This is a genomic window from Clostridium acetobutylicum ATCC 824 (assembly GCF_000008765.1).
Classification (GTDB): domain Bacteria; phylum Bacillota; class Clostridia; order Clostridiales; family Clostridiaceae; genus Clostridium_S; species Clostridium_S acetobutylicum.
Genome location: NC_003030.1, coordinates 1,578,115 through 1,597,983 on the forward strand (window position 1 = coordinate 1,578,115; position 19,869 = coordinate 1,597,983).

Below are 19,869 nucleotides of genomic sequence, written 5' to 3' on the forward strand. Positions count from 1 at the left end.
ATAATAAAATTTAATGTGAGTAAATTATAGGCAGAAATTAAGCTCAATCCTTAATTCCTGCCTTTTTATTATTTCTTTTGTTTAACTGTAAACTTCTTTATTAAATTGTGGTTTAAAGTATTATCCGAATACTCAAGCTGTGTAAGGGCATTATCCTTTTCTTGCTTTAATTTAGTGGATTCGGGAATAACACTTCCTGTTTTTATATCATAGTAGGTGTTAGTCCAGGATACATAAAATACATTTCCATCAGTAAAAGAGCCATTTCGAAAGATTACATTTCTATTTTTTGAAGCAAATAAATCTGTACCAAGCATATAATTTTGTGGTAAATTAAACATATTAGCTATAGTAGGATATAAATCGATTTGCCCTGAATACTCGCTGTTTATTCCCTTATATTGATCTTTTGGAAAATGGATTAACATAGGTACTTTTTGAAGCTCATACCAGTCTAAATCAGTTGGATTCTTAATGTTCTCAAAGTCATAAAGATCATTTATTTTGTCCTTTGGTATAGCATAATGATCTCCATATAAAATCACAACTGAATTATCCATAATTCCGCTCTTCTCAAGCTTATCAAGAAACGTTCCAAGTTGAGCGTCCGTATAGTGTATTCCTTTAAGATAATTTCCAAGCAAAGTTCCCTCATAATCACCAACGTTGAAATCGCCATAGCCCTTAGTATCATCATAAGGATAATGACTGCTTAAGGTTATTATAAAAGAGTAATAAGGCGAAGAAAAACTTTTTAATTTATTAAAGCTTTGGTTCAAGAATGATTTATCACTCAAACCTAGACCAACATTTTCATTTATATTAAAGCTCTTTTCTCCAAAGAAATCCTTGAATTTTTCAGCCTTATACATAACATTTCTATTCCAGAAACCCTCCTTGTAGCCATGAAGCACAGCAGTATAATAATTATTGTCATTCATTTCTTTAGCAAGGGAGCTGTAAGTATTTCCAGCATATAAATAATACGCAGCACCAGAAGCAGCTGGATAAAATGAATTATTAGCCAAAAATTCTGCATCAGAGGTATTCCCAGAGGATACTTGATAGAAAAAGTTATTAAAATATAAGGATTTATTAATCCACCTATTTAAATTTGGAGTGATCTCCTGATTTTCAACCTTTGAATTTATTACAAACTGCTGAAGTGCTTCAACTTGAATCATTATAAGATTTTTACCCTTGTAAAGTCCCGTCATAGAAGATGGAGCATTGGCTTCATTTTTATTAAGGGCATTTTTTATGGTATTTTCTGTGTCCTTTGAAAGCCTCTTGCTGTTAGAAATTTTATTTTCTGTTACATTATACAAGTCAAGAACATGAAAATCTAAGGTTCCTAAAAACTTATTTATGTAGACCTTATTGTACATAGTTTTTAGTAAATTTGGTTGGGACACGGACATCTTGTATATAGTTTTTCCATTAACATATCCAGCAGGTATAACTAAAATAAAAAATAGAGCAAATCTAAAGATCAGTTTTAATTCATATCTTTTATGTCTTCTATAAAAAAATAAGAAAGGTATTAATAAAACTACATCAATTAAATATAAAAAGTCATAAGGGCTTATTAAACTTGTTACACTTGACTTTACTCCTCCAAGCATAACTCCATTTTTTATAACGCCTATAGATATTATGTCTTTAAAATACCTAAAGTAAACAGTATCAACTATTACCAAGATACTTATTACAATATCTAAAATGTACAAGATTCTTGTTCTAATCTTGTTTTTGAAAATTACAGCTATGCTTAAAGCGCATATGGTAGAAGATAGTATTGGCTTAATAATTAATTTATAATGTGTGTATTCAGGATAAATCAATCTGTCAAATTTAATCAATTTCATAGGAATGATTATTACAAAAAGCACTATATCTAAATTATCAAGCAGGAAATTTTTTAGTTTCTTTATTAAGTTTCTCATAAATCCTCCGCTTTTTTAAAAAATTTACTGATTTTATAATATTCCAATAAAAAATCATTGTAAAGTATTTTAGATATATAAACTAAAAATTTATAAAAAGTAATGTTTACATAGTTTTAATATTAGTGCATAATATTATGAGAAAGCTTTAAAGTAGTAAAATGAAAGTACATGAGGAGAAATGAAATTAATGAGAAAAAATGAAACTAGAGAATTTTTGATTGAAGATATAGAATTTCCTGCGGTGGGAGTTGCATTTTATAACGATAAAAAGGTTTACATAAAAGGGGCAGTGCCAGGACAAAAGGTTTTAGCTCGAGTTAGCAAGGTAAGGCGTGAAAAAATAGAAGCAAAGCTTAAGGAGATAGTTACAAATATTCCAGGTGCAGCTCAGCCAAAATGTCCTGATTTCGGAGTGTGTGGAGGCTGCGTTCATCAGTTTTTACCCTATGAAAAACAGCTTGAGTTTAAGGAAAGAGAAGTACTTAAGCTTTTTAAAGATGCAAAAATAGAGGGCTTTGAATATTTAGGAATACTAGGCAGTCCTGAAAAGGAAGAGTACAGAAATAAAATGGAGTACACCTTTGGAGATTTTGTAAAAGGAGGAGAGCTTACCTTAGGAATGCATGCTAAAAACAGCGGCTTTTCTATAGTGAATACTGATAAGTGTAATATAGTTGATGAAGATTTCAGAATAATACTAAAAACTGTAGTAGAGTATTTCAGAAAAAAAGACCTTCCTATATATAAGGTTATGCAGCATGTAGGTTATCTAAGAAATTTGGTAGTAAGAAAGGCTAAAAATACAGGAGAAATCTTAATAGCCCTTGTAACTACTTCTCAGGTCGATTTTGATTTAACTGAGCTTACTGAAATTCTTAAAAGTATAAATTATCTTGGAGAGCTAAAGGGAATACTTCATGTTATAAATGATGGTTTAGCTGACATGGTTCGTGGAGACAAAATCGTAACTTTATTTGGTCAAGATTACATAACGGAAAGAATTCTGGACTTAAAGTTTAAGATATCTCTATTCTCCTTTTTTCAAACAAATTCTAAGGGAGCAGAAAAACTATACAGTGAAGTACTAGAGTTTCTAGGCGATGTTTCAAATAAAACTGTTTTTGATTTATACTGTGGTACTGGAACTATAGGACAGCTTGCTTCAAAAAAAGCAGAAAAGGTAATAGGCATTGAGCTTATTGAAGAGGCGGTTGAGGCAGCAAAGGAAAATACAAAGCTTAATAATATTTCAAATTGCAGCTTTATAGCGGGAGATGTTGCAAAGGTAATAACGGAGATAAAAGAAAAGCCTGACACAATAATTCTGGATCCACCAAGACCAGGAGTTAGTCCAAACGCAATGAAGTATGTTATTAAGTTTAATGCGCCTGAAATAGTGTATGTTTCCTGCAATCCAAAGACACTTGTAAATGATCTTGGAGTTTTAAGGGCGTACGGATATGAAGTTGAGAAGGTTAAAATTGTTGATATGTTCCCTGGGACGGGGCATGTGGAGACGGTTGTGTTGCTACAAAGAAAAATTATATAGAAATCCTTAATTTTAGGCACTTCTTCAACCATTTTGTTTTTACAAATGAGGGGGATAAAATCCGCAATAAACAGTTAAAAAAATATATTAACGTTTATGTGGTTATTGATCTGGAATGTGGGAACACAATAGAATAAAATTAAAAGTTATGGGATACTGTGAAAATGGTATCTCTTTTTTATGATTGGATATTCAGAAATGACTGCCTATTTTTGTGTAAAAATTAGGGAAAAAGTGATTAGCATACAATGAAAAAATGAGGGATTTTTATCTTTATTTATAAAAGAAATAAAATCATTCTGTTTAATTGATATTTACCTAATATAAAGAAACACAAATATATTTTGGCATATTTGTGGAAAATGAAGAGGGATATTTAGAATTTTGTAGAATATTAAAAATAAAATTCATTATAGACATATAAAAAGTGAGTTTTTAAGAGTATAGTAATTTATTAAAACATTGTGAGATTATAGAGGTGAATTTACTGTGAAGGAAGCAACAGGAGCAAGGGAATCAAACGCAGGAGATGATTTTCATTTTATTTGGTCTGCTAAAAAATCACTTCAATTGTTAGAACCTGATACGGAACTTGAAGCAATATGTGTAGAAGGACCAAGTATTGAAGATAGCATAATTTTTGAAGATGATGAAAAGGCATTATTATCAATAGATGTCGCTGAGTATTTTGGAGGAAAAAAATATGAAGATGCAAGCAGAGTGATTTTTTCTCAATTAAAATATAGTACTCGCCATGGGGACTTGCCCTGGACACTTTCGTCTTTATCAGTATCTACAAATTCTGGGAAAGATAATTCAATTATTCAACGATTAGCACAAACATATAAAGGGTTTAAAAAAAAACATCCTAAAGACATAGAGAAATTAAGATTAAAATTAGTAACCAATAGGACTATAGAAGAGAAATTTAAAAAGCTTATAGATAATTGTAATGAAGAAATTGAAAAGAATGATTGTAAAAAGTATCTCGATTTAAAGAATGTATTACCTAAAGAAAATCATGATTATTTAAAGTCGTTTTACCAAGAAACAAAGTTGAGTACCACAGAATTTGTAGGCTTTTTAAAATGTATTGATTTGAGTGAATGTGGAAGTGACATAAGAGATATACATGAATCAGAGGTAATTAGTTCTTTGGCTAGACTTGGAATGTTAGATTTGAAAACCAATTATGATAAGCTAATTCAATTTATAAGAAAACAAATGTCTCCGGAGGAAAATGAGTCAGTGCCGATTGACAAAAATATTATGGCAAATTTCTTTAATACAATTCCGGATGGTTTGTTTCCTGCTAATTCACAAGTAATAAAACCACAAAAATATATTAAGAGAAATATTAGTGATGATATTGTCAGAGAAATAATTATTAATAGAAAGCAACATATTTGTTTACATGCGACTGGTGGAATAGGTAAGACTACAGTAGTGTCTGATTTGGAAAGTGGATTGCCAATTGGTTCAATAGTATTATTATATGACTGTTTTGGTGGTGGATCATATTTAGATCCATCTACACCATTACATACATACAAAAATGCTATAGTACAGTTAAGCAATGAATTAGCATTAAAATGTTACACCCCATTTCTTGTTAAAACTAATTTAGATGAAAGTGAGTATTTAAGAAATTTTTCCATTAGACTTAAACAAGCATCTAACTATATAAAAGCAATTAATAAAGAAGCTGTTATATTATTAGTATTAGATGCAGTTGACAATAGTTATTTAGCATCAGAAGTATTAGGAGATACATGTTTTGCAGACAAACTTTTGAAAATTACTTTGCCGCAAAATGTTTCAATTTTAGTTACATCAAGAACAGAACGATTAGAAAAATTTGAATTACCTTACGGAACAACTATGATTAAATTAGAAGGATTTAATAAGGAAGAACAACGTAATTACATTGATCTGTTTTATGAAAATGTATCAGATTATCAATGTGAAGAAGTAAGAAAACTTACTAACGGTAACCCGAGGGTTCAATACTATGTTTTTTCGAAGATATCTGGTACTATTGAAGAAGCATTGCAATATCTTAACCCAAATGGGAAAAACTTGCATGGAATATTCGAAGAAGCTATAAAAAAGATAGATACTAGAATAACTTCAGAGATAATATCTTTTGAAGAGCTGTGTAGAGCATTAGTTGAATTACCAAGACCAATTCCAATTGATATTATTACAAGTTCTACTGATTATGATATTGAAAAATTGGAAAGTGCATGTTCTGAATATTTGATTGGAGTTTATTTTGGAAATGGAATTATAACTTTTAGAGATGAAGATTTTGAAGATTATTTAAGAACAACAATTAAAAATGGTGAATCGGCAATAATAAAAATTGCTGAAACGCTTTATAATAAGCGATTTGATGACTATTATTCTGTTAAATATTTGCATATATTTTTGGGAAAAGCTCGAAAACTAAATGAAATTTTGGATTCAATCTATACTATAAATAATATTAATATCTCATTAATTGAAGATGAAAAAAACGAAATTATATCAAAACGAATTAAAAGTGCTTTCTCAATCGATGATATCTATAATAATAATTATAGATTGGATGCATATAAACTTTTATATTTTTTAACTAAATGTAGAGCTACTGATGCTGGAGTAAAGGAAATTATATTAGAGAATATTAGACTAGCTAAGAAATTAGGATTTGAAAGTACTATTTCCAGATATATTTCGGGAAAATCAGATTTTAATTCATTAAGTGAATTGACATTACAAACATATGCAAATTCATTACTTAAACATACTGAGTTAGCAGATCAATTTTTTGCTACATCTTCTGCAATAATAAAACAGTATTCGAAAGAGGAAAAGAATAATAAAAATTTTCAACATACAATTGAGAGACTAGATGTATCACGATTAGGTATATACATGGCAATGAGATATGATTCGGAAAGATTAGTCAATTGGATGCATGGTTGGAGTCCATATCCTACTCAAGAATACTTTGATATTACTTATAGTTTACTTTTGCAAGGGAATATAGAGAAAGCTAAATCAATAATTAGCCTATCTGATGATATAGATATGTTTGCAGCATGTGCAATTGCATTTGAAGAATTAAATCATTCTATAAACGATGAAATTTGGATTTTAGGTGAAAATCTTACTAATTATATGGAAAAAAAGAAAAAAATACATGTAACAGACTTGAAATATAGGATTAGTCTAGCAGAGTTGTTATTAAAAAGAGGAAAAATTCAAGAAGCAGAAAATATAGCTTATAATACCGATATAAGAATGGATTTTTCATATATATCATTTTATGAAATGAATGGTGAATTGCCAAAAGAATATACATTTAGATTGTATGCATTAAAGAAGTACTTAAAAGGTGAAAAATATTGTTTTGATGATTTTTGGATACCTAGCGTTAGAAAATATGAGAAAAATGGTAGTCACGAGATAAAAGAAAAGCGAGAAGAATTGAAAAAAATCATAGATTTTATTATTGATTCCTTTTTTATTAGAGTTAGAATGTTAGCTGGTTCAAGTATAGATAAACCAGCTAACATGGATCAATTTCTTGAAAAAATTTCAAATTGTGAACATGGATTTTATCAATTTTATAATGATCATAATTCTTATGATTATTATAGAATAATCATAAAAAATATATTTGACATATTGTTTAGTCAAGAAAAAAGTTTAATAAAAGAATATTGTAAAAGAAATTTAGAAAATAAATATTTAGATAATAAATTTCACTTTAAAATAATACACGAAATTATAAAAAATAAAAAGTATATAGATGTTGCAGCATGGTATTTAAACGAGCTTGATAAAAAAATGAATAGATATCCACAGTCTGCATATGAATTAAAGGAATTTTATTTAGAGTGTTCAAAGAAAGCTGTAATATTTGATAATAAATTATCGTATCAGTATTTCCTTAAAGCAATTAAAGCTATTATAGGTGTAGATGATGAAGCTTATAGAAGGATAAACTTGTTTAGACAACTTTCAGAAAATTATATAAAAGACGAAAATGCATCTGAACTTGTATATAATTTTACACGTATTATAGAAGATAGTTATAGAAGGCTAGAGGATAGAAAACATCTTCCTACAGATAATATTTTCAAACTATTAACCAACATTCACCCGTCTTCTGCAATAGCAGCAGCTTGTAGATTGGAAGATAGAGATGAAGGTTATGCTACATTAGGCTTTGAAATTTCAATACCATATATTATTGAAGAATCGTTATATAAGGATGAAATTTCGAAAGAAATTGCCATAGCACTTTCTAATATAGATGTTAATTATGGAACTACATATGATGATATTGTGGATATGGTAATAGAAAAGATTAGGAGAGAAAAAAACAAAAGAACAGAAAAAATTATGCAAGTTATTGCATATGATATAGAAAAAATATCAGGTGGCTTTGAAAACAGAAATATCATAGAAAAAATTTCTTTATGGTGTAGAAATAATTATAGCGATTCGATTGAATTTATAAAAAAGTTAAATGAATCATATTGTCTTGTGGCAAGTACCATTAGAAATATAGATTCTGGTGAATATGATAATAATAAACTTTCATGGGATGAAATAGATAAAAGTAAAATTGAATATAATAAAAAATCACTAATAGTTACAATGGAATCAATTTATTATAAGGAAAGTGTAAAGCTTGCGAAGTATGTATTGGAGAAAGCAACATTTGAAAGTCAATTAAGCACTGTAAAATTATTGATTGATATTATGTACACATCATCAACTAATTGGAACTATGATGAGTGTTTTGAAATTTTTATAGATTATTTAAATAAGTGGAGTGAATACAATCCCAGCATTCTAGAATGGCGTAAAGATGAAGAAAATTTAGACGATGTATTAGACTTATATGCTAAAAAAACTGAGTATCTTAAGGAAAAGGGTTTAGTTCAAATATCTAGAATATTTCTAATTGATAAAGATATTGTTTTATCAAAGGTAATTAAGAGAGCAACTAGTTATTTGTCTTGTGAACCTTGGGAAATCTTTTCGTATATGGAAAGCATGATATCAATTGATAATGGTGAAAATTGTAGTAGATTGTTAGAGTGGTGTTGTAGAGAAGAAATTAAAAATGTACACGTAAACTCCAGTGATAGAAAATATAAAGAAGATAAAAAGAATATGTTTTCCACAGAAGAAAGTATAGCTTTTTATTTGATTAAAATGTTAGGACATATGGAAAAAGAAAAACGTTGGTATGCGGTACATGCTATATATAACTTATATAAATTAGATCAGGGACAAATTATCAATCTTATTGTAAAATATATTTTTGGAGATATGCCTAAATTATATAGTGATGAACAATATTTTTATTTCAAAGACAGTGCAATTGTATATTTGTTGGTAGCTCTAAGAAGAATTGTAGAGGAAGATACTTTATTTTTAGAGAAATATTCTCCTGTTCTAAAGGAGATAGCTTTAACTAGCAGAACAATTAATGTTTTACAAAGAGAGTTGGCTAGAGAGATTTTAGCTATTATAAAGCCTCTATCAAAAGAAATACAAACAGCATGTGATGTAGTTAGCAAAGAAAAAGTACAAGTTAAAAGAAGATATCTTCATGATAAAGAAAATAAAGGAACTAATTTTAGATTTGATACTATGGATATTGTACCTAAAGTATATTATTTTCTCGGGCAAATTTTTCAAAAAGCTGAAGGAGAGATTATGGAGGATTGCGATAAGTTAATTTCTTCTTGGGGTATTACTAATGAGATGATACAAGAATGGAATAAAAAATATAAAACATATGAATACCAAAGAAAATCATATGGATTAAATACAGAAGTTGAAGATTTGTCAAAATATGTACAATACAATGCAATGTATTATGTAGCAGATGAGTATAGAAAAACTTTATCTGTTACAGATGATGAATATCCAATATATACGTTTGAGACTTGGGTGAAAAGCTGGTTAACTAAGATACCTGGAAGGTGGACTTCAGATATAAAAACATTACCTCCCAATAAAAAAATATTTTTAGATACCAAACAATATGTTAAAGATGGAAAATATATAATAGATGATAATGTTTTTAATGATGCATTTTGGTATATTTATCAAAATAAAAAATACCTTATTCTTTATAGTAATACTTCCATAGAATATGAACATAGTGGGAAGCATTATAGTATATCTGTTGGAATAATGGATAAAAAGTATATAAATAGGCTTTTAAAACAAGCTGAAAGGGATAATTATTGGATTGAGGAAAATTTTATATCTCATGACGATGATAACTATGAATTTATTGAGGATGTAACAGGTGAAAGTTATGAAAAAGAAAGTGAATTTGAAACGTTTGATCCATATACTAATAAAATGAAATATAACTTTTTAAAACCAAATGAAGATATAGAGCACTTTTTTAATTTGGTTGATGTATTATCGGTAGATTACAGCATTACAAAAGATGAAAGTTATCCAATTAAAGCTCAGTATTGGTCATATTCAAATAGCGAGAGAGTATATAACAGACTTTCAGAGGGTGAAATGCTATTTATTCAAAAGGAAGCATTTATTGAATATTTGAGTTCAAAATCAAGTAAAGTTGTAGTTGCGCAAATTGATGTAAGATATTCGGATGGTTATAAAGAATATGGTGAAAAGGCAGAGGAAACGGAGAGACGTAAGATTTTTATATTGGATAGCTGCTTAGATAATGTACTTGAAGAGATAGAAGTTAAGATTAACAATAGATACTGATTATATATAAATGTTTGATCTATAGCTTAGTAAAAATAACTTTTATATTTTAGAAAATTAACCGAAGTTTTAAGTTTCACCATATGAGCTATAGAGTATCTCTTGATAAGAAATTTGAGAACTATAAAATGCATTATAAAAAATAATTCAGGAAGAAGATTGATTTCATGAAAAAAAATGTTGTTTTACAGGAAATAATTGATTTTTATTTACAATCAAAAGATTTTAACGGATTACCAATTTATCAAATGAATAACTATGATAAAGAAGAACTGCTTAATCTCATTGATAATGATTTGATAGAGGCTATATCGGAAAAAGAGGTATTAAATCCACACATTCGAGGATTTAATCTAGATATTCCTAAAGATATACAGAAAAATAATGCTTCAGATCTAGAAAGTCATACTTGCTTTTATCCAACTGAAAAAGCATTGGAAGGAGTAAAAATTGATTATAAAAGTCCTTATACCATATTAATGCAAAAAGGGAGAGAACAGTTTGACATTATATTTTTTGATATAGAAATTTTGGAAAGGTATATAAATAATCCTAAATTTTTGATAATGGATAATGGATATAGAGGTTCAATATGTATTCGTGATGAGTATTATGATGATGAAGATGATAGCGAGTATATAAAAGATTATGGTATGGCATATATTGAAGGTGAAAAACTAACAAGAGCAGTAGCAATATTTTTAATAGATTTGGCTAAATTATCTCCCAAAATACAAATGTTGTGGAAAGCATTTGAATTAAAGAATCAGAATAGGTGTAAAGTAAATTCTGGATTTATAAAAAATTTGATATATGGAGAATGGGTGATAGATTATTGGATATTTCATGCAATTATAGATGAAATGATTATTATTAATAAGCAATGTGAGTCTATGGAAATTCCTCCATTATTCTCACATACTTATGGTACTCATTTTTTCGAAATGCCAGAGGGATATAGAAATATATTTTTACCAACAATGAAAAATTATTATGATTTTGTATTAGTGTTAGAAAAAATGTTTGTTCATAATATATCTGTTAAAACATTTCAAAAAGATGGATTTTTAATTAAAGGTATTGAAAGAAAAGATAGTAAAGGATATGATAAAGGCAGCTTAGTTATGCTTAGTGAGTGGCTTAATAGAAATATCAAAACTAGTATTAATATTGATGAGATTATCATTAATCCATTAAAAAGTATTAGAAAGATAAGACAAGTTCCCGCACATGAGCTTACAAGTAATAAGTATGATATTGATGTATATAAAAAGCAGAATGATTTGGTTATAGAAACATATAGAGCAATTAGAGGAATAAGACTTTTATTTTCAAATCACCCAAAAGCTAATAAAATCGAAATTCCAGAATGGTTAGTGACTGGTGAAAATATAGTGTGTTATTAGGTTTTGTTAGTGGGCTATTTTAGAAGCAGAGGCTTTGATAATTAAATATGTACTAGAAATTAAGAGATATTGTTTTTAGTATAATATCTCTTTAATATTATTTTTTTACGTCACGGTTTTCACTGTGACGTTTTTTATATCTATCAAAAATGGAAGGAGGATTTTATATGAAAAGATATTATGTTCGTTCACCTACTGATAAAGCAATAGAGTTATTTATCAATCAAAGCAAAATTAAAAGAAGAGAGGTAAAAGAATATGGAATTAAAATATGTAATCCCAAACATGGAAAAGACATTTGGAAACTTAGAGTATGCTGGTGAAGGTAATATTGAACAGAGAAGGGTAAATGGGCATAATACAATTTTATCACGTAGCTACAATTTATATTCAGACATCCAAAGGGCAGATGATATTGTTGTTATTCTTCCAGCAGAAGCAGGTGAAAAGCATTTTGAAGTTGAAAAAAGAGTAAAGCTAATTAATCCACGAATTACCGCAGAAGGTTATAAAATTGGAACTCGTGGATTTACAAATTATATTCTTCATGCAGATGACATGGTAGAAGCATAAGAAAGGAAGGTAAGTTTATATGAGATTAGCAAATGGAATTGTTATTGATGTGGCTACAAATGATGAATTAATAGAAGTTAAAAATTCTACTACATCTATCCATCTTGAACAGTTAGACAAATATGCAAATAAAACAAATAAGAATTTTTTTAATTACAGTAGCAAAAAAGTAATAATATATATAGACAAACCTATGGATATAAGTAATAATAATACTGTAAAATTGATAGAAAAGATTAAGAATAAAGGAATAACAGTTGTAAATTCATTAGATGAATTAAAGGGGAAATTAAAATAAATGGGATTATCAGGAGTAATACTAAAAGATAGAAGGAATTATTCACCGGAAGAACTTTTAAGAGATGCAGTGACATCTGCATTTAGGGCTGACCTTAATTTAATGCTTTCGGAATGTGATAGGTATGATAAAACTACGGGGGATTTTAAATACGCACAATTTAACATATCGGTTGGAAATTTTGATAGTGATTACGAAAAAGATCAATTTATATTTGAAATATTTCCTTTAGATAATGATTTTGTAAATGATGATAGAGATACAACGTTTGAAGATATAGATTCAACTCAAAAACTTTATAATGTGGCAGTTATAGAAAAGGTTTCACAAAACGAAAATTCAATATTTAAATTTGCCTATGAATATCTTAAATTAAATCCCAAAGATTATATTTGGTTTGAGGATGATTTTGCATTTGATTTTCAGGATATGGAAAGATTAAGTAAGTTACCATTCGATGAAAATTGGTGCTATAAAAATCCGAAGAATTTACTATAATATCAGTTATAAAATTTTTTAAAAGAGTAAGGAGTTATATAAATCTTACTCTTTTTTGCGAGTTGTAGAAATTGCAAAACAAAAATTAGATGATTTTTCTGGAACATTGAGAGATTTGCAAGGGAATCTAGCTCCGAAACAATCCGGAGGATATTGGAATCATCTTCAGGAAATGAAAAATTCATATGTTGGACTAAAAAGAGCACAAAGTACTTTAGAAGGTTCTTTAAAAAATCCAAATTTACCATCACATACTAAAGAGTTTATTCAAAGTAAGTATGAAACTACAACAAAATATTTACAGAGAATAGAAGAACTATTTAAAGCATATGGAGGTATTAATTAATGAATGAACCAATATTTAAATTAAAAAATATTAATATTAAAATTAAAGATATAAAGCAAGAGTGTTCGTTAGATAAGTGGTTTAGTGATATATTACAAAAAAAGTTAGTGAATTGAATCTTTTAGATATTTCAAGAATGCTCCGTCAGGAAATTTATCCAGATATTGCAGTACCAATGGCTTGGAAAATTTTAAAGGAGAATCCATTCGAAGGAGAAATGTATGATGGACAATTATTGGAATTACTTGTGAGACACTTAATGAATAGCCAAGAAAAAAAAGATGAGATTGATTATATTAATTTTAAAGATACAGTATATTATAAAATCGATAAATATGATTGGGAAACTCAAGATGATATAAAGGCTTATAAAGTGTTACTAGATAAACTAGATTTAATATTTAAAAATAAAGATTAATGTATTTTACTACAACGAGTCTAAAAAAATAAAATGGTGGCATAAATAAATTTGCCACCATTTTGCTATCTGTTTATGCCTCTAATTAAAATTTAATATATTTTGTTTTATTTTTTAGTTTCAAAATAAGGATAAAAAATACCTTGCTTAATCGCTTGTAATCTTGTAAAATAATTTGATACAAAGGTTCCTTAAAGTATTTAATAATAGCAGATATAAAATCTGTGACATTCTTTTAAAGGAGATTTAAAGTATGAGAAACGGACAAGAAAAAATTCTAAAGGTTAATGAAGGTCTAACAGATAGTTCCGAGGGTATGAAGGATAAATTACGTACATATATTTTTATAGGAACCATTGTATATACAATTTTAATATTGTATTTCATGTTCTTTGGGTTTAATAGAATAGAAGGTAGAAGTGCATATAATCATTATACGTTTATTCTTGTCCCAGAAGGAATCCCCTTAAGATTTCCAAAACTCACCATGTCATGGTTATACGATTTTGGGAACATCGCTGCTTTTATTCCTTTTGGAATAGTGATTCCATTGTTGTATCGTGTACGTTTTAGAAAGTTTATAGCATTATTTATATCAGTGATTTTATTTTTAGAAGTGTTGCAATCTTTAACTTTCATGGGTACGTTTGATATTATGGACGTAATATCTAATACATTAGGCGCAATGATAGGATTTGTGGGATATAGAGTAGGATTTTCTTCTAAGCTTAAATTTAAAAAACTTGTTGTATCAGTAGCATCTATGCTTATTATAATCGTTGGAGTTATGGTTGTTTCTGAAACAATTGATTATGGTGTAAATGTTAATAAAAGAATAGCACCTATTCAAGCATTAAATGAAATAAATACAAAAACACCAATAACTAAGAATTTTAGAGCTTTTACCGTGCAAGGTGAAAAAGTACAGCCCAAATTTAATTTGTTTAGCAGCAAGGATGGAATTGGTAAGGAGTATTTATTTAATTTAGGTAAGAAAAATCTATGGTTCTATGCCAAGTGTGGTATTCCAGACAATGAAGAATATAAAGGTTCGGTTAAGATTGTGATCAATGGTCAAGAGTGGTTTCAATTTAATGATAAAGACGAAGATAAACATATATGCAAAGTAAAGACGTTTTTTGAAGGGGAAGCAGAAGATGTTAAAATTATAATTACTGGAAACGCTAAAGTATGGGATGTTAGTATCGGAGAAATAAAGCATTGGTGGGAGTGATTACGAAAAAGATCAATTCATATTCGAAATATTTTCTTTAGATAATGATTTTGCATTTAGTTTTCAGGATATAGAAAGATTAATTAAGTTACCATTCGGTGAAAATTGGTGTTATAAAAATCCAAAGAATTTACTATAATATCATTTATAAAACTTTTAAAAGAGTAAGGATTTAGATAAACCTTACTCTTTTTGCGAGTTATAGAAGCTTCAAAACAAAAATTAGATGATTTATCTAAGATAGTATTTGATGGAAAGAGTGTTGAATGGATGGAATATTGATAAGTTCATTATAAGTATTAAAAAGAATCCAACTGTTGATGAATATGCAAAAAATCGATTAAAATTCAAAGGATATATTGATGGCGAAACAGGGGAGATTACAAACTTTTTTTCCACACTAAATTGTATGGAGGTAAATGATGATAATAACTAATAAAGAAGATATAAATAAGTATATTAAATATTACAATGTAACTTCTTCTAATTATATTTAATCAATTAAAAGAAGTTACTGAGAAAGAAATTTTGGTAAGTCGTACGCTGAGTTAGCTATTACTTATGAAAGAAGATTCACTGAATAAAAAATTCAATTAAGACCGTTAATTATAAAATTTTGATTTGATTCATCACAGAAATCAAAAGATTGCTTTGGAAGTTGAATATAATTTTGTTTTTTCGCAAAGTTCTTCAGTGTTGAAAAAATTTAAAATTCATGTATAATGTAAATATACTAAAATATAAATATGAAAAATATAAATGTAAAGGTGTTGTAAATATGCGCAAAGAGGTAGTTTTTAATTAAACTAACTGAATAAGGATTATTTTAAAAAGTATGTGAAAAAAATCTTGAATAGCTCAAGGTTTATTTGTGTACTCAAAAATAATCAATATTATAATGAGCATGTTACATCTTTATTTGCAAAATAGCAAAACCGTGTTCTAGACACGGTTTTTTTGGGTCTATTTTTGCTACATTTATAGATATGATATAATGCTTTAATTTGCATAATTTAGTCATAAGTTATATAAATTAAAGTTCTATATTTCATGTTTATATTTAGGTTATATGATTATGAGGTTGTAAGTGAATTCGTTCATTTACGGCCTTTTTTATTTAAGGAGATTATTATGATAATTTGTATATTTAAATATAAACCTTATGAAGAAAAAACAAATTTTTTAAGAAATATTAGGATGGTGATGACTAATGGTTAATAAACCTTCAGCATATAAAATTTATTTATTATTTTCAGCTATTACAGCAATGGGTTTTTCATTGGTATCCACAGTTATGATAGTGTACCATATTGAAAATGTTCATTTAAATCCACTTCAGCTTATACTTGTTGGGACCACTTTAGAAGCAGCATGTTTTTTATTTGAAATTCCTACAGGTATAGTTGCAGACGTTTATAGTCGTAAATTATCTATTGTTATTGGTACAGTTTTAACGGGATTAGGATTTATTTTAGAAGGTTCTATTTCTAGTTTTATTTTCGTACTTGCAGCACAAATTGTATGGGGATTAGGTTCTACTTTTATAAGTGGATCTGTTGAAGCATGGATAGCCGAAGAAGAGAATACTAAAGAGTTGAATCAAATTTATATAAAGGGAGCACAAGTAGGACAGATAGGGTCAGTCATCGGAATAGTACTAAGTACTATAATAGCTAATTTTTCAGTAAGACTACCTATGATAGTTGGTGGGGTCTTATTTGTGATTTTTTCAATATTTTTAGCGATATATATGACAGAAAATAATTTTAAACCATCTGCTCCGGAAGGTTTAAATACTTTTAAAAAGATGGGATATACCTTTAAATCTGGTCTTGATATTATAAAACGTAAAGCTATGGTTATGATTTTGCTTTCTGTAACTTTATTTTATGGATTGTCTAGTGAAGGTTATGATAGACTTTCTAATGCACACTTTTTACAAGACACTATACTTCCTAGGCTTTGGAACCTTAAACCAGTAACTTGGTTTGGAATTTTTGGAGTATTAGGAATGATATTGAGTGTTATAGCAATGCGCCTTATGGAAAATAAGCTTAGGAATGATTATAAAAATAAGAATGGAAAGCTGCTGTTGTATATAAATGTATTTTATATATTATTTATGTTGGTATTTGCTATTACAAGGAACTTTGGTTTAATGTTAATAGCTTATTTAGCAACAAATACACTTAGAACTATAAATGAGCCTATATTCAGTGCATGGTTAAATGGTCATATAGATGATAAGGCTAGAGCTACTATACTTTCTATAAATGGACAAATAAATGCCTTAGGTCAAATTTTAGGCGGACCAATTATAGGAATAATAGCTACAAATATATCAATAAGTATCGGTATAGCGTGTACTTCATTATTATTAACACCAGTATTAGTGCTATATGTTATTTCAATGATAATGGATAAAAAAATCGCTAATAAAGTTGGAGGTGGTGGGAACTATGAAGAAAATAATTAATATAGGTATTGTTGCCCACGTAGATGCAGGAAAAACTACTATAACAGAAAACTTATTATATTACAGTGGCGCTATAAAATCAGTTGGAAGTGTCGATTCAGGTAACACACAAACAGATTCCATGGAGCTTGAACGTAAGAGAGGAATTACTATTAAATCATCAACCATATCCTTCAATTGGAATGATGTTAAAATAAATATTATTGATACTCCAGGGCATGTAGATTTTATTTCAGAAGTTGAACGTTCACTAAGTGTTTTAGATGGAGCGATAATAGTTATATCTGGAGTAGAGGGAATTCAATCGCAAACAAGAATATTATTTAACACATTAAAGGAGTTAAACATTCCAACAATAATTTTTGTGAATAAGTTGGATAGAATTGGAGCAGATTTCAATAAAGTATTTGAAGAGATAAAAAAGAATATATCAAATAGAGTAGTTAGACTACAAGAAGCATATGATATGGGAAGTAAAGATGTTTATATAAGAAATTTATCCGATATATGTCCGATAAATAATGATGCAGTTGATGTTATATCAGATTTAGATGAAGTTTTTTTAGAAAGATATATAAGTGGAGTAGAACCTAATAAAGAAGAAGTACAAGAAAAACTTTCCTTATACGCAAGAGAAGGAAGCTTATATCCAGTATTTTGTGGTGCCGCAGCAATTGGACTTGGCATTGGAGATTTATTAGATGGAATTTGTAGTTATCTCCCATTTGCAGGGGATGAGTGTGAAGGGAATTTATCAGGAGTAGTGTTTAAAATTGAAAGAACAAGCACTAATGAAAAAAAGGTTTATGTAAGGTTATTTGGAGGAAGAGTATCTGTAAGAGATAGAATTCAAGTACCTAGTAAGGAGATAGTAGAAAAAGTAAAGAAAATTAATAGTTTAGAAAATGGTAGAATTATTGAGACACAAAGTATAGAAGCAGGGGATATAGGAATTTTATATGGACTTACAGATTTCCAAGTTGGAGATGTTATTGGGGTTTCAAATAATAAAATTAAAAATATATCTATAGCTAAACCAACGTTAAAAACAACGATTTCTGCAATTGATAAAGAAGAAAATCAAGAGCTATTTAAAGCATTAACATTACTTGCAGAGGAAGATCCATTATTAGAATTAGAGATGAATGATATTGATGAGGAGATTTATGTTAACTTATTCGGCGAAGTTCAGATGGAAATATTAAGTTCTATATTAGATGGTTTATATGGAATAAAAGTAGAATTTTCTAATATTCAGACTATCTATAAGGAAAAACCTAAAGGTGTTGGGATGTCAATAATGCGTATGCAGGAAGATTTAAATCCTTTCTGGGCAACAGTAGCATTGAAAATAGAACCAAAAGGGAGAGGTGAAGGGCTTAGGTATATTTCTAATGTTTCGGTAGGATCATTACCAAAATCTTTTCAAAATGCAATTGAAGAAGCAGTTGTTAAGACAAGTAAACAAGGATTATTTGGATGGGAGGTTACGGATGCAAAAGTTACACTTACCTGCGGTGAATTTTTTAGTCCAGCTAGCACTCCGTCAGATTTTAGAAATGTGACACCCATGGTATTCATGGAAGCATTATATAGAGCGCAAACTGTTTTATTAGAGCCATTATATGAGTTTGAGTTAAGAATTCCTCAAGATGTTTTAAGTAAAGCAATTTGGGATTTAGAAACAATGAGGGCGATCTTTGATAGTCCTATTGTTATAGGGGATGAATTTTCAATAAGGGGACTAATTCCAGTAGAGAATTCTAAAGAATATAAAATGAAAATAGCTTCATACACAAAAGGTAAAGGAATGTTTACAACAAAATTTTATGGCTATAAGGAAGTCTCAGCTAAATTTGCAAAAGCACGTCCAAAGACAACGTATGATCCATTAAATAAAAAAGAGTATTTGCTTTATAAATTAAACGCAATTAGAGACTAAATTTTAAATAATTATATTTTATATGTTCCCTCAAACTAATGGTTTGAGGGAATTTCGTTTATTAAAAAGCATGTTTAGGTTTTATAACAAGAATGGAGAGAAAAGGAAAGTTTAAAAATGTCCACAAATAAAGGATTTACCGGCACCTGACTTTTCTTACTCAACTTAACATACAATCGAACGGGTATATTGACTTTATGTCCGTATCACCCGCTCAAATATACCATTTGTCTACAGTCTGAAAGCGTTATTTCTAAGACTCGAAACACTTGTGAATAAATTTTACATATGGTAGTATTTTGTTAAAAGGAGGAATCAATATGCATAATCATACTTATTTCCAAGAACGTATCGACAGGTTGGCAATGCTGTATATGGAACATCATTATGATATTAAATCAATGCCAATTGAAGA

Annotated in this window: 14 protein-coding genes; 13 read left to right on the top strand and 1 reads right to left on the bottom strand. The window is 28.5% G+C overall.

Annotation, left to right across the window (positions count from 1 at the left end):
* Positions 1–68 precede the first annotated feature (68 nt).
* The gene (locus CA_RS07530) at positions 69–1,946 is read right to left on the bottom strand and encodes an LTA synthase family protein (protein WP_010964743.1); all 1,878 of its coding nucleotides are present in this window, start codon (positions 1,944–1,946) and stop codon (positions 69–71) included.
* Positions 1,947–2,127: 181 nt separating this feature from the next.
* On the opposite strand from CA_RS07530, the gene rlmD reads away from it, so the two are divergent.
* The 13 genes from rlmD (at position 2,128) to tet (ending at position 19,454) form a co-directional block, all read left to right on the top strand.
* Positions 2,128–3,498, top strand: coding sequence for a 23S rRNA (uracil(1939)-C(5))-methyltransferase RlmD (gene rlmD / locus CA_RS07535; RefSeq protein ID WP_010964744.1), 1,371 nt, complete (start codon positions 2,128–2,130; stop codon positions 3,496–3,498).
* Positions 3,499–3,987: 489 nt separating this feature from the next.
* A complete protein-coding gene (locus CA_RS07540; RefSeq protein ID WP_010964745.1) occupies positions 3,988–10,263 on the top strand; it encodes a hypothetical protein in 6,276 nt (2,091 codons plus the stop codon).
* Between the two features lie 167 nt (positions 10,264–10,430).
* Complete coding sequence (locus CA_RS07545) at positions 10,431–11,669, top strand: ATPase AAA (protein WP_010964746.1); 1,239 nt, start codon at positions 10,431–10,433, stop codon at positions 11,667–11,669.
* A 167-nt stretch (positions 11,670–11,836) separates the two neighbouring features.
* Complete coding sequence (locus CA_RS07550; RefSeq protein ID WP_010964747.1) at positions 11,837–11,992, top strand: hypothetical protein; 156 nt, start codon at positions 11,837–11,839, stop codon at positions 11,990–11,992.
* Positions 11,928–12,242: a YdcP family protein gene (locus tag CA_RS07555; protein WP_010964748.1), complete on the top strand. Its 315-nt coding sequence runs from the start codon at positions 11,928–11,930 to the stop codon at positions 12,240–12,242. Before CA_RS07550 ends, CA_RS07555 begins: the two co-directional genes overlap by 65 nt.
* Before the next feature lie 19 nt (positions 12,243–12,261).
* On the top strand, positions 12,262–12,540 hold the full coding sequence (locus CA_RS07560) for a hypothetical protein (RefSeq protein ID WP_010964749.1): 279 nt from the start codon (positions 12,262–12,264) through the stop codon (positions 12,538–12,540).
* On the top strand, positions 12,541–13,038 hold the full coding sequence (locus CA_RS07565) for a hypothetical protein (protein WP_010964750.1): 498 nt from the start codon (positions 12,541–12,543) through the stop codon (positions 13,036–13,038).
* A gap of 55 nt (positions 13,039–13,093) precedes the next feature.
* Positions 13,094–13,384, top strand: coding sequence for a polymorphic toxin type 28 domain-containing protein (locus tag CA_RS07570; RefSeq protein WP_014518918.1), 291 nt, complete (start codon positions 13,094–13,096; stop codon positions 13,382–13,384).
* 136 nt (positions 13,385–13,520) lie between these two features.
* Positions 13,521–13,802, top strand: a complete 282-nt coding sequence (locus tag CA_RS07575) for a contact-dependent growth inhibition system immunity protein (RefSeq protein ID WP_158306571.1) — start codon at positions 13,521–13,523, stop codon at positions 13,800–13,802.
* A gap of 253 nt (positions 13,803–14,055) precedes the next feature.
* Complete coding sequence (locus CA_RS07580) at positions 14,056–15,036, top strand: VanZ family protein (protein WP_010964753.1); 981 nt, start codon at positions 14,056–14,058, stop codon at positions 15,034–15,036.
* A gap of 250 nt (positions 15,037–15,286) precedes the next feature.
* On the top strand, positions 15,287–15,472 hold the full coding sequence (locus tag CA_RS07585) for a hypothetical protein (RefSeq protein WP_010964754.1): 186 nt from the start codon (positions 15,287–15,289) through the stop codon (positions 15,470–15,472).
* Positions 15,473–16,246: 774 nt separating this feature from the next.
* Positions 16,247–17,512 carry a tetracycline efflux MFS transporter TetA(P) gene (gene tetA(P), locus CA_RS07590; RefSeq protein WP_010964756.1) on the top strand — a complete coding sequence of 422 codons (1,266 nt, stop codon included), beginning with the start codon at positions 16,247–16,249 and terminating at the stop codon, positions 17,510–17,512.
* A complete protein-coding gene (gene tet, locus CA_RS07595; RefSeq protein ID WP_010964757.1) occupies positions 17,496–19,454 on the top strand; it encodes a tetracycline resistance ribosomal protection protein in 1,959 nt (652 codons plus the stop codon). Before tetA(P) ends, tet begins: the two co-directional genes overlap by 17 nt.
* Positions 19,455–19,869: the final 415 nt, after the last annotated feature.